We start from the raw sequence: 21,872 nt of genomic DNA on the forward strand, positions 1-21,872 counted from the left end.
CCCCGGAGAATAGGCGACCCCTATCCACCCATGCCGCCATCGCCAGATACTGATGGCGAACGGATGTAGCTACCAGGCCAGCACGTAGCGGCCGGTAAACGCCCCAATCGCAGTCGTGATGGAGATTGCGACCACGTACCAGATGGCGACAAACATGGCGCCATCGTTTACGCATGCAACCGTATAAGCCAAGGCTGCGAGCGAGCCCGACAGGACACCGGAAATCGCGCCAGCGGCGGCAAGCCGAGTCGGAATACCCCTGCGCAATCCGGCCTGAATGATGATGAGGCCAGGAAGGGCGGCGGCGACGATGACCCCTACACAAATTGGCGCGGACAGTTGTCGCACCCCTAGTGGCGGGATGCCGCTGCGATCGAAGAGCGCGCCGGCGAGAAGAAATAGAACGCCTGGGAGCAAAGCCAGAGGGCTTGTTGCCATCCCCGGGGTTCCGGCGGCGCGGACGAGAATGACGCCACCACCGGCGAGCAGAATCATTGCTGCAGCCTTGAACTGGAATGGCCAGGCCGTCAGCATCGTGGGCAGATCCGGACGCAACCCGGATACGCCAATTACAATGAGCAAGGCTGCGACAGTGGACAGCGTCAGGCTTGCCCACACGGTGCGACCAAAGGACATGGCCGCATGAGTCTTAATGCCGGCCTGATTGGACAGCCGATGGATAAGCTCATCCGTCCGCATAATCTCGTTGTTACGCTTACGCATCATTTACGCTCCCCTTTGCTGCCGCGATCAATCTCTTTAATGCTCGGTGAAACGCAACTCTCACAGCCCCCTCTTTCATCCCGAGTTCGGTGGCTGCTTCACTGGGTGACGCCCCATTTACGCCAATCGCGCGGACAACCGACTGCTGGCCTGGCGGCAGCTCGGAGATCAAGCGTTCGACGTCAATGCCGGACTCTTCCGGGTCTCTCTGATTGAAGGCTGGCAGGGAGGACCATTGCTCATCGTCGAGATCCACCCTGCCGTGCGCTTCCTTTCGCAGACGCCGCGCCGTATCGATGATCTTGTAGCGCGCAATGGCATTCAACCATGGCAGGAGCGGCCGACCATGATCCCATTGGTCGCGTCTTGAGTGCACAGCGATCAGTACGTCCTGCACCACGTCCTCGGCCTCCACGGAGTTTAATCCAGCATGATGCAACCGATACCTGATGACTCGCCGCAGATACGCCGCCAACTCCTGGAGGAAATGCTCGTATGCAAAGCGATCACCCACTCGCTCCTTGCGCATGGCATTCGCCCAAGTGCTCTCTTGCTTGTGCAATCCCACTCCTGATGCTCCGTTCTCATACCACGCCGTCGTTGCAAGGCATGATGTCGTGGTCAAGCTTCACGGAAGCTCACGGGAATTGGCTAAGCTATCCACGTCATCTCCTGACTAGCAAATTACAATCCCCGTTTCCCGGCTGCAGCCAGAATAAGCGCCGCAATGTCTTTCGGATGCGAAACAAGGGGGAGATGTCCGGATTCGACTTCTATCGTCTTGGCCTTCATGCGCCCAGCAAGGAATCGCTGGAAATCAGGCGAGATCGTGTTGTCGTTCTTTGCGACCGCGTACCAGGATGGCTTGGTTTTCCAGGCTGCAGTTGTGGTTCTGTCAGCAAACAGATTTGCTGCGACCGGTTGTTGTACGGAATAGAGCGTCTTTGCCTTCTCCATAGGTATGCCGTCCGCAAAGTGGTTGAAGAAAGCCTTCTCCGAAACGGTCAAATAGCCATTGTGTTTTTCGACGCCAGCGCGGAGGGGCATTGTCGGAAATTGACTGCCAAGCGCCAGAAAATCTTCGCCGGCATCAGGTGCGCGAGCCGCGACGTAGACCAGCGCCGTAACCTTCGGCTCTCCCCCTGCTTCACTGATGACACTTCCCGCGTAGGAATGTCCTACGAGGACCGTGGGTCCATCCAGCAGGGCGAGCGCCCGTTTCGTTGCGGCAACGTCATCGGCGAGGGAGGTAAGGGGATTCTGGACCGCTATCACCTTCAAGCCGGCCGCCCCTAGGTAGGGGATGACGTCGGACCAACTGGAGCCATCGGCCCAGGCTCCATGTACGAGGACGACATTCTTGGCCTCGACAGGTACGGCCTCTCTTGCGAATGCGGTACCGCCAAAGATCGTGTGCATCAACCCGAAGGCCAGCGCAATTGTGGAAAAGAGTGTTTTCATCAAATAACTCCTGAATGGTAACGAAGCACAGCGCTTCATCATGGCTATTCGGCAATCGGAGTGATTTGTTACATCCACTGGTAAAAAACATGTTCAGAAAAGATGGTACGCAACGCGATCGGCATCTCGGCTGTGCTCGGTTTTCGCCTCGCCAGTTGGAGCGATAGCGGCCTGCCCGGCTGCTCGCTCGGCTGACCGGGGTCACAAGCCGGCCTTGAAGTCGCGCAAGGTGGCGACGAGGTCGGCGAAACGTTCGCCCTGAACTGTCACGTGGGCGCGTAGCTGCGCCGAGGCGAGTTCGCTGTCGCCCTTGACGATGGAATCGACGATGGCCTGGTGCTCGTTGAACGAGGTCGCCATCCGGTTGCGGACGCGCAACTGTAGCCGGCGATAGGGGCGCAACCGGCGGTGCAGGGCGGTCGCCTGCTCAACCAGGAAGCCGTTGTGGCTGGCTTCGTAGATGCGCTGATGGAAGACCTCGTTGAGCTGGTAGTAGATATCCGGAGTATTGGCGTCACGCGCAGCTTCGCAGGCGTCATGTGCCTCCTGCAACGCCACTTGCTCGCTTGGCGTAATACGCCGCGCGGCCAGTCGGCCGCACATCGCTTCCAGTTCGGCCATTACTTCGAACATTTCGCAGACCCGGTCGGCCCCAACTTCCGGGACGGTCGCCCCGCGTCGTGGCTTGATTTCGATCAGTCCGACCGAGGCAAGCTGGATCAAGGCTTCGCGTACCGGCGTTCGGGATACGCCGAAGGTGTCGGCTAATTCCTGCTCGTCGAGCCGCGTGCCGGGTGGATAGACGCCAGTGACGATGCGCTCTTCAATCAGTTCGCCGAGGCGTTCCGACTGGCGGGTGGTAGGGGGTATTTCGACAGGGCTGTTCATGATTAGTGCTCCAGCGTGCGGCAACGATTTAATTATACGAAATTAGTTGACCAGTATTCAATGTATGACTATCGTGTATACACAACGGTGATTTTTGAACACAAAACAAGAGTGCGGTATTCCCTAGCGTGGATAAGCCAGCCAGTGAGGTTTCACCGTCAGTGCTTTTCTAACCTTGGAGGAGATATCCATGTTCAGCAAGACTAAACGCCAGCTTACGCTGGCCATCGCTGCCGCCGCTCTCACCTGTGCTCTGCCCGTCGCCCATGCCCAGACGCCGCGCGTCATCAAGATTTCCCATCAATTCCCCGCCGCGACCAACGAGGAGGGCGATTTCCGTGATCGACTTGTCCGCCGCTTCGTAGCGGAAGTTGAAAAGCAGTCCAAGGGCAGCCTGAAGTTCGAAATTTATCCCGGCAGTTCGTTGATGAAGACCAACAGCCAGATCGGGGCCCTGCGCAAGAGCGCGCTGGACATGAGCCTGGTCCCGCTAGCCTATGGCGGTGGAGAGATTCCGCAGGTCAACATCACGCTGATGCCGACGCTGGTCAATAGCTACGAACAGGGGATGCGCTGGAAAACAGCCCCGATCGGCAAGGAGCTTGACCGCATTCTGGCCGACAAGAACATCAAGATCATCACCTGGATTTGGCAGGCTGGCGGAATTGCCTCGACCAAGAAGACCGTGGTTGTTCCCGATGACGCCAAGGGCCTGAAGTTCCGCGGCGGCAGCAAGGAAATGGACCAGATGTTGAAGGGCGCCGGCGCCGCAGTGACCGGCATGCCGTCCTCGGAAATCTACAGTGCGATGCAGTCCGGTGTGCTCGACGCGGCGCTGACCTCCAGCACGTCGTTGATCAGTTTCCGTCTGCAGGAATTCAGCAAGTACGTGACTACGGCCCGCAACAAGAGCTTCTGGTTCATGTTCGAGCCACTGCTGATCTCCAAGGGCCTCTACGACTCGTTGACCCCGGAACAACAGAAGATCATCAGTGACGTCGGTGCCAGTCTGGAGAAGTTTGGCGTTGAGGAAGCCAAGAAGGATGACCTGCGCATGGCCGAGGTGTTCGCCAAAGCAGGAGCCAAGGTGGCCGACATGGACGAGAAAGCGTTCCTGGCCTGGCGCGGTATCGCCGAACAGACCGCTTTCAAGGATTTCGCCGAGAACATCAAGGATGGCCGCGTCCTGCTCGACATGGCGCTGTCGGTCAAGTAATCCACCGGCCGGGCATGCCCGGCCCATCCTTCTTAAAGGTGAATCATGAGCCCCGGATATTTCATCAGCCGAGCGGTCAAGGCCTTCAATATTGCGACAGGTTACCTGTCGGCTTTTCTGATCGTCATCGCTACCTGCGTTCTTGTTTTTGAGGTCGCAGTCCGTTATTTCTTTGCCTGGCCGACCGACTGGGAAATCGAGTTTTGCGTCTATTTGCTGATTGCCTCCAGCTTTCTGGCCGCCGCCCATACCCAGCTCAATCGCGGTCATGTGACGATTGAAATTCTCGACGAAGTCACGCCGCCGAGCTGGACCCAGTGGCGCATGGCGTTTTCTGACCTGCTGTCCTTCCTGTTCTGCGCCTTCATCGCCTGGAACTGCTGGCACCTGTTCTACGAAGCCTGGGACGAAGGCCGGATGAGTGACACCTCCTGGGCGCCCAAGATGTGGCCGGTCTTTGCCACCATGGCGGTCGGCATGACCTCGCTCGCCCTGCAGGTCTTTGTCCAGTTCATCGAAGACTCGCTGCCCGAAGCCATGCGCTCGCACCAGCCGCCGCCGCAACACAACGCGGCCATTCAGGTGGCCATCGAACGCATCCAGCATGACGACGAAGGAGAGCGCAAATGAGCGTCGGAACCTTGGGCTTGCTCTACGCGGCCGCCACTTTCATATTCCTGTTTTCCGGGATGCCGATTGCCTTTGCCGTTGGCTCGGTCGCCCTGATTTTCATGTACTTTTTCATGCCGGTGGCGCAGCTGTCGATCATCGCTGAAACCATCTTTTCCGAACTGAACAGCTTCACGCTGCTGACCATTCCGCTCTTCATCATGATGGGCGCAGCCATCGGCAAATCGCGCGCTGGCGCGGATCTCTACAACTCCCTGAACCGCTGGTTGTACAAGGTACCGGGTGGCCTCGGGCTGGCCAATACGCTGGCCTGCTCGGTGTTCGCTGCGATGTGCGGTTCCTCGCCGGCAACCTGCTCGGCCATCGGTTCATCGGGCATTCCGGAAATGCGCAAACGCGGTTATTCCGAGCGTCTGGCCACCGGCCTGATCGCCGCCGGCGGCACGCTGGGCATCCTGATTCCGCCGTCGCTGACGCTGATTCTTTATGGTCTGGCCACCGAACAGTCGATTGGCAAGTTGTTCATGGCCGGCGTTGGCCCCGGCTTGATGCTGACTGCTTTGTTCTCGACTTGGGTGATCTACAAATCCTGGGCCGAAAAGAACGAAAAAATTTCGGCCAATCGCTCGACCGGTATGGCCATGCCGGCGGAAGAGTCCTATAGCTGGAAACAGCGCCTGGAAACGCTGCCCCGCCTGGCGCCCTTCCTCGGTCTGATCATTATCGTCATGGTTGCCCTCTACGGTGGCTGGGCCACGCCGTCGGAAGTCGCCGGCATCGGCGCCTTCGGTGCGCTGCTCATGGTCATGGCGATCTATGGCTGCTGGCGCTGGAGCGACCTCAAGGTCATCCTCTCCGGGACGGCGCGCGAGTCGTCGATGATCATGCTGATCATCGCCATGTCCTTCCTCTACACCTACGTCATGAGCTACCTGCACATCACCCAGTCGGCCGCCGCCTGGATGATTTCACTGGAGTTGAGCAAGTGGGCCTTCTTCTTCTGGGTCAATATCCTGCTCATCGTGCTTGGTTTCTTCCTGCCGCCGGTCGCCATCATCCTGATGGTCACGCCGATCATCCTGCCGGCGCTGAACGCCCTCGGCATCGACCTGATCTGGTTCGGCGTGATCATGACCATCCTCATGGAAATGGGCCTGATTCACCCGCCGGTCGGCCTCAACCTGTTCGTGATCAGCGGCATTGCCCCCGACATCAAGCTCAAGGAAATCATGTGGGGCACCGTGCCCTTCCTGCTGCTCATGGCGCTCGGCATCGTGTTGCTCTGCATTTTCCCGGAAATCGCCACCTGGCTGCCGTCGCAGTACAGCGGTTCCTGAGCGAGCGGAAAGACGATCATGAACGCACCTCTCCCGCGTGACTGGGATTCCCTGCGCCAAAGCCGTGGCCGCCGCCTCGAGCGGGCGGCGAGCCTTGGTTTTGGCCGGGAAATCCCGGTCGACCGTATCATCGACCTGCTCGAAGCCGTCATCCAGCCGGGCGACCGCGTCTGTCTGGAAGGCAATAACCAGAAGCAGGCCGATTTCCTCTCCGAGTCCCTGGCTGATTGCAGCCCGGAACGCATCAATCACCTCAGTATGGTCCAGTCAGTCCTGGCGCTTCCGAGCCATGTGGACCTTTTCGAGCGCGGCCTGGCAAACCGCCTCGACTTTTCTTTCAGCGGTCCGCAGGGCGCCCGCCTGGCCAAGCTGGTCCAGGAGCAGCGCATCGAGATCGGGGCGATTCACACCTATCTCGAACTGTTCGGCCGCTACTTCATGGATCTGACGCCGAATGTGGCGCTGATCGCGGCGCAGGCGGCGGATGCCGAGGGCAATCTCTATCTCGGGCCGAATACCGAAGACACGCCGGCCATCGTCGAGGCGACCGCCTTCAAGGGCGGCATCGTCATCGCCCAGGTCAACGAGCGCCTCGACAAGCTGCCGCGCGTCGACGTGCCGGCCGACTGGGTCGATTTCACGGTGCTCGCCCCGAAGCCGAACTACATTGAGCCGTTGTTCACCCGCGATCCGGCGCAGATCACCGAAGTGCAGGTGCTGATGGCGATGATGGCGATCAAGGGCATCTACGCCGAGTACGGCGTCACCCGCCTGAACCACGGCATCGGTTTCGACACGGCAGCCATCGAGCTGCTGCTGCCGACCTACGCCGCCGACCTTGGCCTGAAGGGCAAGATCTGCACGCACTGGGCGCTCAATCCGCACCCGACGCTGATCCCGGCCATCGAATCCGGCTTCGTCGAATCGGTGCACTGCTTCGGTTCGGAAGTCGGCATGGATGCCTACATCTCGGCCCGCTCCGACATCTTCTTCACCGGCGCCGACGGCAGCATGCGTTCCAACCGGGCGTTTTCCCAGACGGCCGGCCTCTACGCCTGCGACATGTTCATCGGCTCGACCTTGCAGATGGACATGGCCGGCAACAGCTCGACGGCGACGCTGGGCCGCATTGCCGGCTTCGGCGGCGCCCCGAACATGGGCTCCGACCCGCACGGCCGGCGCCACGCCAGTCCGGCCTGGCTCAAGGCCGGGCGCGAGGCCTACGGGGCGAACGCCATCCGCGGCCGCAAGCTGGTTGTGCAGATGGTGGAGACCTTCCGCGAGCATATGGCGCCGGTCTTCGTCGAGGAACTCGATGCCTGGAAACTGCAGAAGTCGATGGGCGCCGAACTGCCGCCGATCATGATCTACGGCGACGATGTCAGCCATATCGTCACCGAGGAAGGCATCGCCAACCTGCTGCTCTGCCGCTCGCCGGAAGAGCGCGAACAGGCGATCCGCGGCGTTGCCGGCTTCACGCCGGTCGGCATGGCGCGTGACAAGGCGATGGTCGAAAACCTGCGCGACCGCGGCATCATCCGCCGCGCCGAAGACCTCGGCATCGACCCGCGGCTGGCTACGCGCGACCTGCTCGCCGCCCGTTCCGTCAAGGATCTGGTGCGCTGGTCCGGTGGCCTGTACGCCCCCCCTTCACGCTTCCGCAATTGGTGACCGCCATGGAAACTCTCGATTTTCGTTTCGACTCCAAGCCCGTGCCGCGGGCAGCCGATCCCGCGTTGTGTGGCGTGGTCGGTTCGGGCAATCTGGAAATTCTCGTCAAGCCCGGTATTGAGCCGGAGGCTTGCCGGGTCCGCATCAAGACCTCGGCGCGCGGCTTTGGCGACACCTGGCGTGCTGTGCTCGACAGCTTCGCCACGAGTCATCCGGCCGGCGGCACCGTTATCGCCATCAACGACATGGGGGCGACGCCGGCTGTCGTCACCTTGCGCCTGGCTCAGGCGCTGGCCGAATATCAGGGAGGCGCACTATGATCGCGTCGCTTGCTGCACGTCACAGCTGGTTCGAGGCGACCGCCCGGGCTCGCCTCGCCGGCCTGCTTGATCCCGGCAGTTTCAGCGAAATCCTGCCGCCGGCCGAATCCACACCCAGCCCGCATCTCGCCCTGCTCGACCTGCCCGGCGCATTTGATGACGGCGTGGTCGTTTGCTACGGTCAACTGGAAAAAAAGCCGATTTTTGCAATCGCCCAGGAAGGCCAGTTCATGGGCGGCGCCGTCGGTGAAATCCACGGCGCCAAGATCGTCGGGATGCTTCGCCGCGCGATTGAAGAAAAGCCGGCAGCCGTGCTCTTTCTCATCGATTCCGGCGGCGTTCGTCTGCACGAGGCCAATGCCGGGCTGATCGCCATTTCCGAAATCATGCGCGCCGTGCTCGATGCGCGTGCGGCCGGCGTGCCCGTGCTGGCGCTGGTCGGCGGCAGTTGCGGTGCTTTCGGCGGCATGGGCATCGTCGCCAAACTCTGTTCGGCCATCATCATTTCCGAAGAAGGCCGACTCGCGCTGTCCGGCCCGGAAGTCATTGAAACGGTGGCCGGCGTCGAGGAATTCGACTCGAAGGACCGGGCGCTGGTCTGGCGCGTCACCGGCGGCAAGCATCGCTACCTGATGGGCGATTGCGCCATGCTGGTCGAAGACGACATCGCGGCCTTCCGCCACGGCGCCACGGAATTCCTTGCCGGCTGGAGCGAGCCCGCCCCAAGCCTCGCCCATCTGCGGGCCGGCCAGCAGGCGCTGGAAAATCGTCTGGCCGCCTACGCCAGCTATCGCGACGGCCTGCAAGTCTGGGCCGCACTCGGTATTGCCCAGCCGGAAAGCGTGCCGCTGCTTGACCGCGACAGCCTGGTCGCCTTGAAGGAAGGATTGCCGACATGAGCCTCAACGACATTCTCGATAGCCTGTTCCCGGCCGGCCACGCGGTTGCCGTGGACAACAAGGTGATTACCGGCGAAGCGACGACGGCGCAAGGCACGGTCGCCGTGCTCGGCACCACCGACGCGGCGGCCATCGACCACGCCATGGCGCTGGCTTTATCCGGCTTCATTCTCGACACCATCGAGCAGCACCCCGGCCGACCGCTGGTCTATTTGGTCGACACCAGCGGTCAGGCCCTGTCGCGCAGCCAGGAGTTGCTCTGCCTGAACGGCTCGCTGGCCCACCTCGCACAGTGTGTCGATCTGGCTCGTCGACAGGGCCACGCCTCGCTCAGTCTGGTCACCGCCAACGCCGTCAGTGGCGGCTTCCTGTCATTCGGCCTGATGGCCGACCGGGCCTATGCGCTGGCCGATGCCCAGGTCCGGGTCATGGACCTGCGTGCCATGTCTCGCGTCACCAAGATCGCTCATGAGCGTCTGCTCGAACTCGCTGCCGGCTCGCCGATTTTCGCGCCGGGCGCCGAGAGCTATGTCTGCATGGGTGCGATCGAAGCGATCTGGCCGGTACCATCGGCTGGCTTGCTGGAAGAAGCGCTCGCCGCCGGGCAGGTCGCGCCGGTCGGCGATCTACGCCAGTTATGCGGTGCCGAGCGTGGTGGCCGCCAACTGGCGGCAGGCATCACCAAAACCGTTCAGAACGCCGCCTGCGGAGCCTGACGGGATGCGTCGCCACGACCTCGTTTATCTGGATCGCGATGCGGCATTCGAGACGCCTTGCGCCGCAATAGGCGATGCCTCGTGGCGGGCGGCGCGCGACTGGATCGCCGCTGGCCGGCCGCTGGTTGCTGCCCGCCAGCCGGCAGGTGGCGGCCCGCTGCTGCTCGGCCTGAGCCTGCCGCTGAACCAGCAACGAAAGCGGCTGACCATCCACGTCGACCGCCGGGCCGTAGCCGGAATCGACGTACCGCTTGCCATCGCCCGCTGTTGTTCCCGGCTGCCGGTTGCCGAGGCCGACGTGCTGCGCCGATTGGCCGAGCGGGCGGTTGCCTGTTCGGCCAGTCTCGGCGTTTTCGGCTCGCTGGCCTGGGAGGCGCTAAGTGGCGAAGACTACCGCCATGCCGAATCGGATATCGACCTCATCTGCGATGTCGAGACAATGCCGCAATTCGACGACATGCTGGCGGCGCTGCGACTGGCGGCTGGCGAGTTGCCCTGCCGGCTCGATGGCGAAATCCGCTTTCCCGATGGCAACGCCGTCGCCTGGCGGGAAATGGCTGCGCAGCGGAAAAATCCCGCTGCCCTGGTCCTGGTCAAAGGCCCGCACGAGGTTGGCTTGCGGCCCGTGCAGGCCTTGCTCGCCAGCCTGAACGAGGTTTGCTGTCATGCTTGAGCACATCGTCCCGAGCAATCGTCCTGCCCCGCGGGCCATATCGGCCGGGCGCGCGGCAACCGAGCGCATCGGTCGCCTGGCCATCCGCAGCCTGTACCGTGAGGCTGCACTGGCGCCCAAGCCCGGACTGGTCAGCCCGAACAGCCAGGGCAGCCACCGCGACATGGATTTCAGCACCTTCCTGCGCAGTCTGCAGGCCTTGCGCAGCTATTTTTCCGCCATCGCCGGTTGCGGCCTGCAACGCCCGGGCTTTGCGCCTTTGCGGGCGCTGGGCATCGAGGCCGAAGCTGCCATGCTGGCGGCAACCAGTGGCGTCAACACCCACCGCGGGGCGATTTTCAATCTTGGCCTGCTCTGTGCGGCAGCCGGCCGCTTGATTGCGGATGGCGAAACGCCAAGTGCCGCGACGGCTTGCGCGGCCGTCAAAACGAACTGGGCGGCCGACATTCTCGACGGTCTGGCCGTCTTGCCAGCCGCCTCGCAGCTCAGCCACGGACTGGAAGTCGCCCGTCGCTACGGCAGCGGTGGGGCGCGTCAGGAGGCGGCGAGCGGTTTCCCGGCGGCGCTGGAGATCGGCCTGCCGGCCTACCAAAACATTCTGGTCGCCATCGGCGACGGCGAACTGGCGGCGGTGCAGGCCTTGTTTGCGCTGATTGCCGAACTCGACGACACCAACCTGCTGTGGCGTGGCGGTCCGGCCGGACTGGCCCGCGGGCGGCGTGCCGCCAGGGAGTTTCTGGCAGCCGGCGGCGTGCTCGCCGACGACTGGCGCGAGCATGCGGCGGCAATCGACCGCGATTTTGTGGCGCGCGATCTCAGCCCCGGCGGTAGCGCCGACCTGCTCGGCGTGACGCTCTTTCTCGCCGAACTCGACGGCCGGGACTGAAATGCGCCTCGCCCTCCTCTTCAGTGGCCAGGGCGGCCAAACCGTCGCGCACTGGCAGCAAGTGCAGGCTGGCATTGACGGCGAATTGGGCCCGGCGATATTGCAGGCGTTGCCGGGCATCGCAGAACTAGATTCCACGGTCAACCCGGAAAAACTGGCAAAAAACAAAATTGCCCAACCGCTGATCTTTGCCCAGCAGATGCTGCTCTGGGCTCAGTTGCAAAGCCGCCTGCCGCGGCCGATCTGCGCGGCCGGCTATTCGCTTGGCGAAATGGCGGCGAGCTCCGTCGCCGGGGCCTTTGGCGCGGTCGAAGGCGTGGTGCTGTGCGCCGAGCGCGCCGCCGAGATGGATAGCGCGGTCAGCGGTGAATACGGCATGCTCGCCGTGCTCGGGCTGGATGAGGCGCTGGTCGCCACGCTCGCCGAGGAGGCCGGGCTGGCGGTGGCGATCCGCAATGCACCGCGGCATTTGGTGGTCGCCGGGCCACGTGCCGGCATTGTGGTCGTCGCCGGCAAATTTGAGAGGGCGGGGGCGACCCGTCTGGTCCATCTGGCGGTACGCACGCCATCGCATACGCCGTTATTGGCCACAGCGGCGGCCAACTTCAGGCAACGATTGGCTTTGCTGCCCGAGCGCCGCCTGGCCTTTCCCGTCCTCAGCGCCATCGACGCGACGGTCGCGCGCACTGCTCGCCCGGCGCTTGACGCGCTGGCCCGCCAGATCTGTACGCCGCTCGATTGGGCGGCCTGTCTGCAAACGGTACGTGAGATGCAACCCGATGCAGTGCTCGAAATCGGCCCCGGCAATGCGCTGGCCAAGCTGTTTGGCGAACTCGCCCCGGAGATTCCGGTTCGTGCCTGCGATGATTTTCGCAGCATCGACGGCATCGTTCGCTGGCTGGACGCCGGCCACTGATAAAGTTCGGCGCTTGCCAATATTGTCGCTGCCTCCATCCTCGTGATCCCTTTCGATGTCATTCCGGCGTACCTGCTGACCGGTGCCGTGGCCGGTTTTTTTGCCGGGCTGCTCGGCGTGGGCGGTGGCGTTGTGGTCGTCCCGTTGCTGACCGTCATCTTTGCCGGGCAGGGGTTTCCGGCCAACGAAGTCATGCATCTGGCACTCGGCACCTCGATGGCGACCATCCTGTTCACGTCCATTTCCAGCTTGCGCGCCCATCACGCACACCGCGCCGTACTGTGGCCGGTAATGCGCGACCTGACGCCGGGTGTCCTGGTCGGGACGATGCTCGGGGCGATGTTGGCGGCCCGTATTTCGTCGCGGGCACTGTCGATTTTCTTCGTCGGATTCATGATTTTCGTCGCCGTGCAAATGATGGCCAACCTGCGTCCGAAACCGAGCCGCAACCTGCCGGGGCGCGGCGGCCTGGGCCTTGCCGGCAGTGTCATTGGCACGGTCGCCAGTCTGGCCGCGATGGGCGGCGGGGCGCTCACCGTGCCTTATTTGATCTGGTGTAACGTCCGGCCGCACCAGGCCATCGGGACTTCGGCGGCGGTCGGTTTGCCGATCGCCATCGGCGGCAGCATCGGCTATGTCTGGAATGGTTGGGGGCATCCCGGCTTGCCGGCGAGCAGTCTGGGTTTCATCTATTTGCCGGCGCTGGCCGTCATCCTGCTCGCCAGCGTCCTGGCCGCCCCGCTCGGCGCCCGCCTCGCCCATCGTCTACCGGTGGTCGTGCTCAAGCGGATTTTTGCTGGGCTGCTCCTGGTGCTGTCGAGCAAAATGCTGTGGAGCCTGTACGGCAGTTGATTGCCGAGTTCAGCGCGCCTTGAACGCCGGTTTGCGCTTTTCCAGAAAGGCAGCCAGGCCTTCGCGGTAATCCTCGGTATCGAGGAAGGCGAACGAGGCGGCTTTCTCCTCATCGCTCAACGGTTTTCCATCGAGCAGTCGGCGTATCCACTGCTTGTGCCAGCCGGCGACGAGCGGCGCCCCGGCGCAGATGCGTTTGGCCGTGGTGTAGGCTTCGCTTTCGGTTTCCTCATCGGCAACGACGCGGGTGACCAGCCCCTTGGCGTAGGCTTCCGCAGAATTCAGGATGCGGCCTTCGAGCAGGATCTCCTTCATGACAGCCGGCCCGGCCAGACGCAGCAAGCCTTCCATTTCACCCGGGTACATCGAAAAACCCAGACGATTGATCGGCGCGCCAAAACGGGCCGACTCGCCGCAAATCCGGAAATCACAGACGCCGGCGATTTCCAGCCCGCCGCCGATGCAGGCACCCTGAATCAGCGCCACCGTCGGATGCGGGCAATTGTCGATGGCCTGAAGCGCGAGGGCGACCTGACCGTGGTAATGAAGCGCCTGTTCCAGTGTTGCCCGGCCAGTGACGAATTCTTCAAGATCGCCGCCGGCGGCGAAGGCGTCGCTGCCGGCTCCGCGCAGCACGACGCAGCGAATGCTGCGGTCGACGCTGATTTCAGCCATTTTTTCGGCCAGCTGGTTCCACATCCCGAGGTTGATGGCGTTCAGCTTGCCGGGGTTGTTCAAGGTCAGGGTAGCGACTTCGTTGTCGCAGGAAAAATCAATGGTGCTCATGGGTTATCTCGAATGACCATATAAAAAATATGGGATTAGTCGATCCAGATCAAAGGAAACGAGTCTTATATAAGATAGAATATTGCGGCTTTTTTGTCGGTAATTATTAATTAAAAGTTAGGAGATCAAGCCATGAGCAGCGCGATGTATGAGCGGATGCGGGCCAATCCGAAGTTTCAGGAGCTTGTTTCAAGACGGGGACGTTTTGCCTGGACGTTGGCTTTTGTCGTATTAACCATGTTTTACGGCTTTGTGATGGTGGTGGCTTTCAATCCGGCGGCCCTCGGCCAACCGGTTGCCGAAGGCTCCATGTTGACGGTGGGTGTGGCCGTTGAGCTATTCATGTTCATTTTCTTCTGGTCGCTGACGGCAGTTTACGTCAAACGCGCCAATTCGGAATTTGACGCCCTGACGCAGGAAATCGTCAAGGAAGCCTGGAAGGAGAACAAATAATGCGACGTTTGACTCAACTCGGCACCGCGCTCGGTCTCTTCGCCCTTGCTGCCATGGCTTTTGCCGGCGGCCCGCTCGAAGGCGTCACTGAAAAGCAGGCGACCAACTGGCACGCCATCATCATGTTCTGCCTGTTCGTCTGCATGACCATGGGTATTACCTACTGGGCCTCGAGCCGGACCAAGTCGACAGCCGACTTCTACACGGCCGGCGGCGGCATCACCGGTTTCCAGAACGGTCTGGCGATTGCCGGTGACTACATGTCGGCCGCCACGCTGCTTGGTCTGACTGCCATGGTTTACGGTCAGGGCTACGACGGCTACATCTACATGCTGGCCTTCTTCGCCGGCTGGCCGATCATCCTCTTCCTGATGGCCGAACGCCTGCGCAATCTGGGTAAGTTCACCTTCTCCGACATCACCGCCTATCGCCTCGATCAGGGCAAGGTGCGCACCATGGCCGCGATTTCGTCGCTGACCGTGGTCTGCTTCTACCTGATCGCCCAGATGGTCGGTGCCGGTCAGCTGATCAAACTGCTTTTTGGTCTGGACTACAACGTCGCCATCTTCGCCGTTGGTATCCTGATGATGGTGTATGTCACCTTCGGCGGCATGGTCGCCACGACCTGGGTGCAGATCATCAAGGCCTGCATGCTGCTGGCTGGCGGTACGCTGGTCATGTTCCTGGCCTTCAGCCAGTTCGGCTTCTCGTTCCAGACCTTGCTGGAAAAGGCGACGGCAGTTCATAAGCTCGGTCCCAAGCTGATGTATCCGGGTAGCCTGCTGGCCGATCCGGTCACCGCCATCTCGCTCGGTCTTGGCCTGATGTTCGGTACGGCTGGCCTACCGCACATCCTGATGCGTTTCTTCACCGTGACCGACGCCAAGGAAGCGCGCAAATCGGTGCTGTATGCCTCCGGTTTTGTCGCCTACTTCTTCAACGTCATCTTCATCATGGGCCTGTGCGGCATCATTATCGTTGGTCAGAACCCGGAGTTCTTCGAAGGCGGCACGCTTGGCAGCAAGATGATCGGCGGCGGCAACATGGTTGCCATGCACCTCTCCAAGGCTGTCGGTGGTGACATGCTGCTCGGCTTCCTGGCCGCGGTGGCTTTCGCCACCATTCTCGCCGTGGTGTCGGGACTGGCGCTGGCCGGTGCATCGGCCATCTCGCATGACCTCTATGCCCGTGTGATCAAGAAAGGCACGGCTTCGGAAGCTTCCGAAATCCGCGTCTCCAAGATCGCCACCATCTGCCTCGGCTTCGTTGCCATCATCCTCGGCATCCTGTTCGAAAAGCAGAATATCGCCTTCATGGTCGGTCTGGCCTTCGGCGTCGCGGCTGCAGCCAACTTCCCGGTGCTCATCCTCTCCATGTACTGGAAGGGCCTGACCACCCGCGGCGCGCTGTTCGGTGGCTACGGTGGCCTGGTTTCTGCCGTGCTGTTCGTGGTCTTCTCGAAGTCGGTTTGGGTCGATGTGCTGCACAATGCAGCGCCGCTCTTCCCCTATACCCAGCCGGCGCTGTTCGCGATGCCGATTGCCTTCATCCTGGCCTACATTTTCTCGAAGACCGATTCGAGTGTGCGTGCCGGTCAGGAAATCGAGGCTTTCGAAGATCAGTATGTCCGTGCCCAGACGGGTTACGGCGCAGCCTCCGCCAGCAACCACTAGGTTTCTGTTGCAGAAAAAACCCCCTGACGGCGAAAGCCGTCAGGGGGTTTTTGTTTATTGGCGCGGAAAACTCATTGAAGCCGGCAACGAGCCGGTTTGCAGCCAAGGCTTGGCCGGTCTTTCCGTCAGTGCTGCACCGGATCTTGTTTTGAATTTGGCTGAATTTTCCGGTTGACCGTGGCAACGATCAGTTGCCTTGCCCCGCGGCACTATCCCGAATCTTGGCTAGGGCTTCGCGCCCGGACAGCAGATGATCGTGCATCAGTTTCTCGGCCTTGACGGCGTCGCCGGCCTGCAGCGCAGCCATGATCAGGCGATGCTCGTCCAGAGACTGCTGCAGGCGGCCCTCGAGTGAGAGCGAGTGCAATCGAGAGAGCTTCAATACCTTGCGCAGGTCCTGAATGACCGAGAGCAGCCAGCGGTTGCCGGACAGCTCCTGAATTTTTTTGTGGAATTCCTGATTCGACTCGAAGAAGGCGTCAATGCGTCCCTCGCGGGCCGCCGCCTCAAGCTGCTCATGGATGTTCTTCAGTGCCGAGATGTCGGCTGGTTTCGCCCGCTTGACCGCTTCTGCCGCACAGCGCCCTTCCAGCATGGCCATCAGCGGGAATATGTCGTCCATGTCCTGCCGGGAAATCTCGGTGACGTAGCAGCCACGGCGGGGGCGCAGATCGACCAGCCCTTCGGAAGCGAGAACCTTGAGTGCCTCGCGCAAGGGCGTACGGGAAATGCCGTATTCCTCGGCGAGCTTCTGCTCGTCGATCCAGGTACCCGGGGTCAGTTCGTGTGCGAAGATGCGTTGACGCAGTCTTTCGGCCACTTCCTGATAGAGCGCGGTAGGTGCGATACGTGTCATGGTTTTGGTGTGATGTGATTGAGCCGATCGGGACTTAGCCGACTTGCTTCCATAATTATGGATAAAGTATTATGTGGGGCTTGGTATGTCAAGCTGGGCCCAAAAGCGTAGAATTTTGAATTCTGCATCATAAGCCCGAAAAAATCGAATCAGCGAGGGGTGTGTCATGTCTGAAAAGTTCTTTGATTCCAATAACCTGGATGCTTGGGAAAAGGCCGCAGCCAAACAGTCACCAGGGGGCGATGTCGGGAATCTGGTGTGGAATACCCCCGAAGGGCTAGCCGTCAAGGCACTGTATACGAAGGCAGATGTCGCCGGTCTCGAATTTGCCGATACCCTGCCCGGTTTTGCGCCCTATCTGCGCGGCCCGCAACCGACGATGTATGCCGTCAAGCCGTGGACCATCCGTCAGTATGCGGGTTTCTCCACCGCTGAAGCCTCCAACGCCTTCTACCGCAAGGCGCTGGCCGCCGGCGGCCAGGGCGTTTCCGTGGCTTTCGACCTGGCGACGCACCGTGGTTACGACTCCGATAACGCCCGTGTTACGGGTGATGTTGGCAAGGCCGGCGTGGCGATCGACTCCGTCGAAGACATGAAGATCCTCTTCGACAGCATTCCGCTCGACAAGATATCCGTCTCGATGACCATGAACGGCGCGGTGCTGCCGATTCTCGCCGGCTACATCGTCGCCGCCGAAGAGCAGGGTGTTAGCCAGGACAAGCTGTCCGGCACTATCCAGAACGACATTCTCAAAGAATTCATGGTGCGGAATACCTACATCTATCCGCCCAAACCATCGATGAAGATTATTGCCGACATCTTCGGCTACACGGCGCAGCACATGCCGAAATTCAACTCGATCTCGATTTCCGGTTATCACATCCAGGAAGCCGGTGCCAATCAGGCCATCGAGCTGGCCTTCACGCTGGCTGACGGCATGGAATACGTGCGTACCGGCGTCGCCTCCGGCATGGACGTCGACACCTTCGCCGGCCGCCTGTCCTTCTTCTGGGCGGTGGGCATGAATTTCTACCTTGAGATCGCCAAGATGCGCGCTGGCCGCCTGCTGTGGGATCGCATCATGACCGGTTTCAACGCCAAGAGCCCCAAGTCCAAGATGCTGCGCACGCACAGCCAGACTTCCGGTTGGTCGCTGACCGAGCAGGATCCGTACAACAACGTCGTGCGTACCACCATCGAAGCGATGGCGGCTGTTTTCGGCGGCACCCAGTCGCTGCACACCAATGCGCTGGACGAAGCCATTGCGCTGCCGACCGAGTTCTCGTCGCGTATCGCCCGCAACACGCAACTGATCATTCAGGAAGAAACCCACATCACCAATGTCGTCGATCCGTGGGCCGGTTCCTACATGATGGAAAAGCTGACCCAGGACATGGCCGACAAGGCCTGGGGCATCATCCAGGAAATCGAAGCCATGGGCGGCATGACCAAGGCCGTTGAATCGGGTTGGGCCAAGATGCAGGTCGAAACCTGCGCGGCCGACAAGCAGGCACGCATTGACTCCGGCAAGGACGTCATCGTCGGCGTCAACAAGTACAAGCTGGCCAAGGAAGACGCGATCGACATCCTCGATATCGACAACCACGCCGTGCGTGACTCGCAGATTGCCCGCCTCAAGCAGATTCGCGCGACGCGCGACAGTGCTGCGGTCAACGCGGCTTTGGAGGCGTTAACCAAAGCCGCCGAATCCGGCGAAGGCAACCTGCTCGACCTGACCGTCAAGGCCATGCGCCTGCGTGCCACGGTGGGTGAAGTGTCCGATGCGCTGGAAAAGATCTTTGGTCGTTTCCGTGCCAACAACCAGACCATTTCGGGTGTGTACGGAGGTGTTGTGGAAGGTCAGGAAAGCTGGGAAAAGATCAAGGCCGATGTCGCCAAATTCGCCGAAGAAGAAGGTCGTCGTCCGCGCATCATGATCGCCAAGCTCGGCCAGGATGGCCATGACCGTGGCGCCAAGGTGGTGGCTACGGCCTATGCCGACCTCGGCTTCGACATCGACATGGGCCCGCTCTTCCAGACTCCGGAAGAAGCTGCCCGTCAGGCCATCGAGAACGACGTGCACGCCGTGGGTGTGTCGTCGCTGGCGGCCGGTCACAAGACCTTGTTGCCGCAACTGGTCAAGGCCTTGAAGGATCAAGGCGGCGATGACATCATCGTTTTCGCTGGCGGCGTGATTCCGGCCCAGGATTACGACTATCTCTACAACGCAGGCGCCAAAGCCATTTTCGGACCGGGAACGCGGATCGAGGATTCGGCCATCAAGGTGATCGAAGAAATTCGCAAGGCACGCGGTTAAGTCTCGGATGAATCTGGGCGAAGTTCCCGTGCGTGCCAATATTCTGTCTGCTGGCGACCAACTGCTGGTCGATGGTGTGCTGGCTGGTCAGCGCCGTGCGCTGGCCAAGGCCATCACGCTGATCGAGTCGACGCGTCCAGATCATCAGCAGCGCGCCCAGCAAGTGCTTAACGCTATTTTGCCTAGTACTGGCAAGGCGATCCGTATCGGCATTTCCGGCGTGCCGGGGGCGGGTAAATCCACCTTCATCGAAGCGCTTGGCGTCTGGCTCATTGAGCAGGGCAAGAAGCTGGCTGTGCTGGCCGTCGATCCTTCATCTTCGGTTTCTGGTGGTTCGATCCTTGGTGACAAGACGCGGATGGAATTGCTCAGCCAGCGCGAGGAGGCCTTCATCCGGCCGAGTCCGTCATCGGGTTCGCTGGGCGGCGTGGCCGAGAAGTCGCGCGAAGCGATGCTGCTCTGTGAAGCCTCGGGCTACGACGTGATCATCATCGAGACCGTCGGTGTCGGCCAGTCGGAAACGACGGTGGCTGGCATGGTCGACATGTTCTGCCTGCTCCAGTTGCCGAATGCCGGTGACGACCTGCAGGCGATCAAGAAGGGCATTGTCGAGATCGCCGACATGGTGATCATCAACAAGGCCGATATCGACCGTCAGGCCACTGCTGTGGTCCGTGCCCAATGGCGCAACGCCCTGCACATGCTGCGCCCGGCCTCGCCCAACTGGGCACCGCCGGTTATCACGCTGTCCGCTTTGCACAAGGAAGGCATCGCTGAATTCTGGGAACAGGTCGAGAAGTATCAGGCGGCTCTGAAGTCGACCGGAGAGTTCGATGCCAAGCGCCAGCATCAGGCTTTGAGCTGGATGTGGCAACTGATCGACTCCGGTTTGCGTCAGTATTTCCGTCATCACCCGCGCGTGCAGGAGAACCTGCCCGCCTTTACCCGATCCGTCGAGGAAGGCCATACGACTCCGGCTGCCGCCGCGTATGCGCTGCTCGACTATCTGAAACACTAATCACCCGATCCATTTAGGGAGTTTTCTATGCACGACATCATCCGCCAGCTGGAAAAAAAGCGTGAAATGGCCCGCCTCGGCGGTGGCCAGAAGCGTATCGACAGCCAGCACAAAAAGGGCAAGCTGAGCGCCCGCGAACGTATCGAGCTGCTGCTCGACCCGGATTCCTTCGAGGAATGGGACATGTTCAAGGAGCACCGCTGTACCGATTTCGGTATGGATCAGGCCGAGAAAATTCCCGGTGACGGTGTCGTGATTGGTTACGGTACGGTTAACGGCCGTCTGGTTTTCGTTTTCTCGCAGGACTTTACCGTGTTCGGTGGTTCGCTGTCGGAAACCCACGCCGAGAAAATCTGCAAGGTCATGGATCAGGCGATGAAGGTTGGCGCTCCGGTGATCGGCCTTAATGACTCGGGCGGTGCGCGGATTCAGGAAGGCGTTGCCTCCTTGGGCGGTTACGCCGACGTCTTCCAGCGCAACGTGATGGCCTCCGGCGTCGTGCCGCAGATCTCGATGATCATGGGCCCCTGCGCCGGTGGCGCGGTGTATTCGCCGTCGATGACCGACTTCATCTTCATGGTCAAGGACTCGTCCTACATGTTCGTGACCGGTCCGGAAGTCGTCAAGACCGTGACCCACGAAGACGTCACAGCCGAAGAGCTGGGCGGTGCCGTGACTCACACCAGCAAATCAGGTGTCGCCGATCTGGCCTTCGAGAATGACGTCGAAGCCCTCTCCATGCTGCGCCGGTTCATGAATTTCCTGCCAGCCAACAACCGCGAAAAGCCGCCAGTCACGCCGACCAACGATCCGGTCGATCGCATGGACTATTCGCTCGACACCCTGGTGCCGGACAACGCCAACAAGGCGTACGACATGAAGGAGCTGATCGTCAAAGTGGTCGACGACAATGACTTCTTCGAGCTGCAGGCCGACTACGCCAAGAACATCATCATCGGCTTTGGTCGCATGGATGGCCATCCGGTTGGCATCGTCGCCAACCAGCCGCTGGTGCTGGCCGGCTGTCTCGATATCAAGTCGTCGATCAAGGCCGCCCGCTTCGTCCGCTTCTGCGACGCCTTCAACATTCCGGTCGTTACCTTTGTCGATGTGCCGGGCTTCATGCCGGGCACCACGCAGGAATACGGCGGCATCATCAAGCACGGTGCCAAGCTGCTTTACGCCTACGCCGAATGTACCGTGCCGAAGGTCACCATCATTACCCGCAAGGCCTACGGTGGCGCCTACGACGTTATGTCCTCGAAGCATCTGCGTGGCGACGTCAATATCGCCTGGCCGTCAGCAGAAATCGCGGTCATGGGCCCGAAGGGCGCCGTGGAAATCATTTTCCGCGAGGAAAAGAACGATCCGGCCAAGCTGGCCGAGCGCGAAGCCGAATACAAGGCCAAGTTCGCCAACCCGTTCGTGGCTGGCGCGCGTGGCTTCATCGACGACGTCATCATGCCGCATGCCACCCGCAAGCGTATCGCTCGCTCGCTGGCCATGCTGCGCGACAAGAAACTTGAAAATCCGTGGCGCAAGCACGGCAACATTCCTCTGTAAGCGTCAGGGAGAAAAAGG

The 21,872-nt window shown here is 61.1% G+C and carries 23 protein-coding genes; 17 read left to right on the forward strand and 6 right to left on the reverse strand.

Translation table 11 applies throughout. From position 1 onward, the window contains the following. Positions 1 to 69: 69 nt before the first annotated feature. From AC07TV_RS01400 to AC07TV_RS01415, 4 genes are all read right to left on the reverse strand, one after another. Positions 70 to 726 (reverse strand): NrsF family protein, encoded by a 657-nt coding sequence (locus AC07TV_RS01400; protein WP_494646606.1) that lies wholly within the window; start codon positions 724 to 726, stop codon positions 70 to 72. Further along, positions 716 to 1,285, reverse strand: coding sequence for a sigma-70 family RNA polymerase sigma factor (locus tag AC07TV_RS01405; protein WP_494646607.1), 570 nt, complete (start codon positions 1,283 to 1,285; stop codon positions 716 to 718). The genes AC07TV_RS01400 and AC07TV_RS01405 overlap by 11 nt, the downstream gene beginning before the upstream one ends. A 122-nt stretch (positions 1,286 to 1,407) precedes the next feature. Beyond that, complete coding sequence (locus tag AC07TV_RS01410) at positions 1,408 to 2,184, reverse strand: alpha/beta hydrolase (RefSeq protein ID WP_494646608.1); 777 nt, start codon at positions 2,182 to 2,184, stop codon at positions 1,408 to 1,410. 201 nt (positions 2,185 to 2,385) lie between these two features. After that, complete coding sequence (locus tag AC07TV_RS01415; protein ID WP_494646609.1) at positions 2,386 to 3,072, reverse strand: GntR family transcriptional regulator; 687 nt, start codon at positions 3,070 to 3,072, stop codon at positions 2,386 to 2,388. 190 nt (positions 3,073 to 3,262) lie between these two features. On the opposite strand from AC07TV_RS01415, the gene dctP reads away from it, so the two are divergent. The 11 genes from dctP to AC07TV_RS01470 are packed head-to-tail and all read left to right on the forward strand — an operon-like array spanning position 3,263 to position 13,188. Next, positions 3,263 to 4,288, forward strand: a complete 1,026-nt coding sequence (dctP, locus tag AC07TV_RS01420; protein WP_494646610.1) for a TRAP transporter substrate-binding protein DctP — start codon at positions 3,263 to 3,265, stop codon at positions 4,286 to 4,288. A 45-nt stretch (positions 4,289 to 4,333) separates the two neighbouring features. Next, positions 4,334 to 4,918 (forward strand): TRAP transporter small permease subunit, encoded by a 585-nt coding sequence (locus AC07TV_RS01425; RefSeq protein WP_494646611.1) that lies wholly within the window; start codon positions 4,334 to 4,336, stop codon positions 4,916 to 4,918. Further along, on the forward strand, positions 4,915 to 6,255 hold the full coding sequence (locus tag AC07TV_RS01430) for a TRAP transporter large permease (protein ID WP_494646612.1): 1,341 nt from the start codon (positions 4,915 to 4,917) through the stop codon (positions 6,253 to 6,255). Before AC07TV_RS01425 ends, AC07TV_RS01430 begins: the two co-directional genes overlap by 4 nt. Before the next feature lie 18 nt (positions 6,256 to 6,273). Next, complete coding sequence (gene mdcA, locus AC07TV_RS01435; protein ID WP_494646613.1) at positions 6,274 to 7,926, forward strand: malonate decarboxylase subunit alpha; 1,653 nt, start codon at positions 6,274 to 6,276, stop codon at positions 7,924 to 7,926. A gap of 5 nt (positions 7,927 to 7,931) precedes the next feature. Continuing rightward, a complete protein-coding gene (gene mdcC / locus AC07TV_RS01440; RefSeq protein ID WP_494646614.1) occupies positions 7,932 to 8,246 on the forward strand; it encodes a malonate decarboxylase acyl carrier protein in 315 nt (104 codons plus the stop codon). Beyond that, positions 8,243 to 9,145: a biotin-independent malonate decarboxylase subunit beta gene (locus AC07TV_RS01445; protein ID WP_494646615.1), complete on the forward strand. Its 903-nt coding sequence runs from the start codon at positions 8,243 to 8,245 to the stop codon at positions 9,143 to 9,145. Before mdcC ends, AC07TV_RS01445 begins: the two co-directional genes overlap by 4 nt. Then, on the forward strand, positions 9,142 to 9,861 hold the full coding sequence (locus AC07TV_RS01450; protein WP_494646616.1) for a biotin-independent malonate decarboxylase subunit gamma: 720 nt from the start codon (positions 9,142 to 9,144) through the stop codon (positions 9,859 to 9,861). Before AC07TV_RS01445 ends, AC07TV_RS01450 begins: the two co-directional genes overlap by 4 nt. A 4-nt stretch (positions 9,862 to 9,865) precedes the next feature. Continuing rightward, the gene (mdcG, locus tag AC07TV_RS01455) at positions 9,866 to 10,534 is read left to right on the forward strand and encodes a malonate decarboxylase holo-[acyl-carrier-protein] synthase (protein ID WP_494646617.1); all 669 of its coding nucleotides are present in this window, start codon (positions 9,866 to 9,868) and stop codon (positions 10,532 to 10,534) included. Next, positions 10,527 to 11,420 carry a triphosphoribosyl-dephospho-CoA synthase MdcB gene (gene mdcB / locus AC07TV_RS01460; protein WP_494646618.1) on the forward strand — a complete coding sequence of 298 codons (894 nt, stop codon included), beginning with the start codon at positions 10,527 to 10,529 and terminating at the stop codon, positions 11,418 to 11,420. The genes mdcG and mdcB overlap by 8 nt, the downstream gene beginning before the upstream one ends. Position 11,421: 1 nt before the next feature. Further along, positions 11,422 to 12,336: a malonate decarboxylase subunit epsilon gene (gene mdcH / locus AC07TV_RS01465; protein WP_494646619.1), complete on the forward strand. Its 915-nt coding sequence runs from the start codon at positions 11,422 to 11,424 to the stop codon at positions 12,334 to 12,336. A gap of 42 nt (positions 12,337 to 12,378) precedes the next feature. Beyond that, positions 12,379 to 13,188: a sulfite exporter TauE/SafE family protein gene (locus tag AC07TV_RS01470; RefSeq protein WP_494646620.1), complete on the forward strand. Its 810-nt coding sequence runs from the start codon at positions 12,379 to 12,381 to the stop codon at positions 13,186 to 13,188. Between the two features lie 9 nt (positions 13,189 to 13,197). On the opposite strand, the gene AC07TV_RS01475 is transcribed toward AC07TV_RS01470, so the two are convergent. Continuing rightward, a complete protein-coding gene (locus tag AC07TV_RS01475; RefSeq protein ID WP_494646621.1) occupies positions 13,198 to 13,974 on the reverse strand; it encodes an enoyl-CoA hydratase/isomerase family protein in 777 nt (258 codons plus the stop codon). Between the two features lie 132 nt (positions 13,975 to 14,106). On the opposite strand from AC07TV_RS01475, the gene AC07TV_RS01480 reads away from it, so the two are divergent. Genes AC07TV_RS01480 through AC07TV_RS01490 form a run of 3 tightly spaced genes read left to right on the forward strand, consistent with a single transcriptional unit; the run spans position 14,107 to position 16,275 of the window. Continuing rightward, on the forward strand, positions 14,107 to 14,427 hold the full coding sequence (locus AC07TV_RS01480) for a DUF485 domain-containing protein (RefSeq protein ID WP_494646622.1): 321 nt from the start codon (positions 14,107 to 14,109) through the stop codon (positions 14,425 to 14,427). Next, the gene (locus AC07TV_RS01485) at positions 14,427 to 16,100 is read left to right on the forward strand and encodes a cation acetate symporter (RefSeq protein WP_494646623.1); all 1,674 of its coding nucleotides are present in this window, start codon (positions 14,427 to 14,429) and stop codon (positions 16,098 to 16,100) included. The genes AC07TV_RS01480 and AC07TV_RS01485 overlap by 1 nt, the downstream gene beginning before the upstream one ends. Before the next feature lie 7 nt (positions 16,101 to 16,107). After that, positions 16,108 to 16,275: a hypothetical protein gene (locus AC07TV_RS01490; RefSeq protein ID WP_494646624.1), complete on the forward strand. Its 168-nt coding sequence runs from the start codon at positions 16,108 to 16,110 to the stop codon at positions 16,273 to 16,275. A gap of 12 nt (positions 16,276 to 16,287) precedes the next feature. Here AC07TV_RS01490 and AC07TV_RS01495 read toward each other — a convergent pair whose 3' ends face one another. After that, entirely contained in the window at positions 16,288 to 16,956 is a 669-nt protein-coding gene (locus AC07TV_RS01495; RefSeq protein ID WP_494646625.1) for a GntR family transcriptional regulator, read from the reverse strand. A gap of 166 nt (positions 16,957 to 17,122) precedes the next feature. On the opposite strand from AC07TV_RS01495, the gene scpA reads away from it, so the two are divergent. Genes scpA through AC07TV_RS01510 form a run of 3 tightly spaced genes read left to right on the forward strand, consistent with a single transcriptional unit; the run spans position 17,123 to position 21,854 of the window. Beyond that, positions 17,123 to 19,273, forward strand: coding sequence for a methylmalonyl-CoA mutase (gene scpA, locus AC07TV_RS01500; RefSeq protein WP_494646626.1), 2,151 nt, complete (start codon positions 17,123 to 17,125; stop codon positions 19,271 to 19,273). Positions 19,274 to 19,280: 7 nt separating this feature from the next. Then, positions 19,281 to 20,291, forward strand: coding sequence for a methylmalonyl Co-A mutase-associated GTPase MeaB (gene meaB, locus AC07TV_RS01505; protein WP_494646627.1), 1,011 nt, complete (start codon positions 19,281 to 19,283; stop codon positions 20,289 to 20,291). Positions 20,292 to 20,318: 27 nt separating this feature from the next. After that, positions 20,319 to 21,854 carry an acyl-CoA carboxylase subunit beta gene (locus AC07TV_RS01510; RefSeq protein WP_494646628.1) on the forward strand — a complete coding sequence of 512 codons (1,536 nt, stop codon included), beginning with the start codon at positions 20,319 to 20,321 and terminating at the stop codon, positions 21,852 to 21,854. Positions 21,855 to 21,872: the final 18 nt, after the last annotated feature.

The organism is Azonexus sp. GW821-FHT04F04 (genome assembly GCF_059420025.1).

Coding starts and splice junctions, on each gene's coding strand:
- mdcG (WP_494646617.1), top strand. CDS start 9,866: ATGCGTCGCCACGACCTCGTTTATCTGGATCGCGATGCGGCATTCGAG.
- mdcC (WP_494646614.1), top strand. CDS start 7,932: ATGGAAACTCTCGATTTTCGTTTCGACTCCAAGCCCGTGCCGCGGGCA.
- AC07TV_RS01495 (WP_494646625.1), bottom strand. CDS start 16,956: ATGACACGTATCGCACCTACCGCGCTCTATCAGGAAGTGGCCGAAAGA.
- mdcB (WP_494646618.1), top strand. CDS start 10,527: ATGCTTGAGCACATCGTCCCGAGCAATCGTCCTGCCCCGCGGGCCATA.
- AC07TV_RS01410 (WP_494646608.1), bottom strand. CDS start 2,184: ATGAAAACACTCTTTTCCACAATTGCGCTGGCCTTCGGGTTGATGCAC.
- AC07TV_RS01430 (WP_494646612.1), top strand. CDS start 4,915: ATGAGCGTCGGAACCTTGGGCTTGCTCTACGCGGCCGCCACTTTCATA.
- dctP (WP_494646610.1), top strand. CDS start 3,263: ATGTTCAGCAAGACTAAACGCCAGCTTACGCTGGCCATCGCTGCCGCC.
- AC07TV_RS01415 (WP_494646609.1), bottom strand. CDS start 3,072: ATGAACAGCCCTGTCGAAATACCCCCTACCACCCGCCAGTCGGAACGC.
- AC07TV_RS01480 (WP_494646622.1), top strand. CDS start 14,107: ATGAGCAGCGCGATGTATGAGCGGATGCGGGCCAATCCGAAGTTTCAG.
- scpA (WP_494646626.1), top strand. CDS start 17,123: ATGTCTGAAAAGTTCTTTGATTCCAATAACCTGGATGCTTGGGAAAAG.
- mdcH (WP_494646619.1), top strand. CDS start 11,422: ATGCGCCTCGCCCTCCTCTTCAGTGGCCAGGGCGGCCAAACCGTCGCG.
- AC07TV_RS01475 (WP_494646621.1), bottom strand. CDS start 13,974: ATGAGCACCATTGATTTTTCCTGCGACAACGAAGTCGCTACCCTGACC.
- AC07TV_RS01400 (WP_494646606.1), bottom strand. CDS start 726: ATGATGCGTAAGCGTAACAACGAGATTATGCGGACGGATGAGCTTATC.
- mdcA (WP_494646613.1), top strand. CDS start 6,274: ATGAACGCACCTCTCCCGCGTGACTGGGATTCCCTGCGCCAAAGCCGT.
- AC07TV_RS01445 (WP_494646615.1), top strand. CDS start 8,243: ATGATCGCGTCGCTTGCTGCACGTCACAGCTGGTTCGAGGCGACCGCC.
- AC07TV_RS01510 (WP_494646628.1), top strand. CDS start 20,319: ATGCACGACATCATCCGCCAGCTGGAAAAAAAGCGTGAAATGGCCCGC.
- AC07TV_RS01485 (WP_494646623.1), top strand. CDS start 14,427: ATGCGACGTTTGACTCAACTCGGCACCGCGCTCGGTCTCTTCGCCCTT.
- AC07TV_RS01425 (WP_494646611.1), top strand. CDS start 4,334: ATGAGCCCCGGATATTTCATCAGCCGAGCGGTCAAGGCCTTCAATATT.
- meaB (WP_494646627.1), top strand. CDS start 19,281: ATGAATCTGGGCGAAGTTCCCGTGCGTGCCAATATTCTGTCTGCTGGC.
- AC07TV_RS01450 (WP_494646616.1), top strand. CDS start 9,142: ATGAGCCTCAACGACATTCTCGATAGCCTGTTCCCGGCCGGCCACGCG.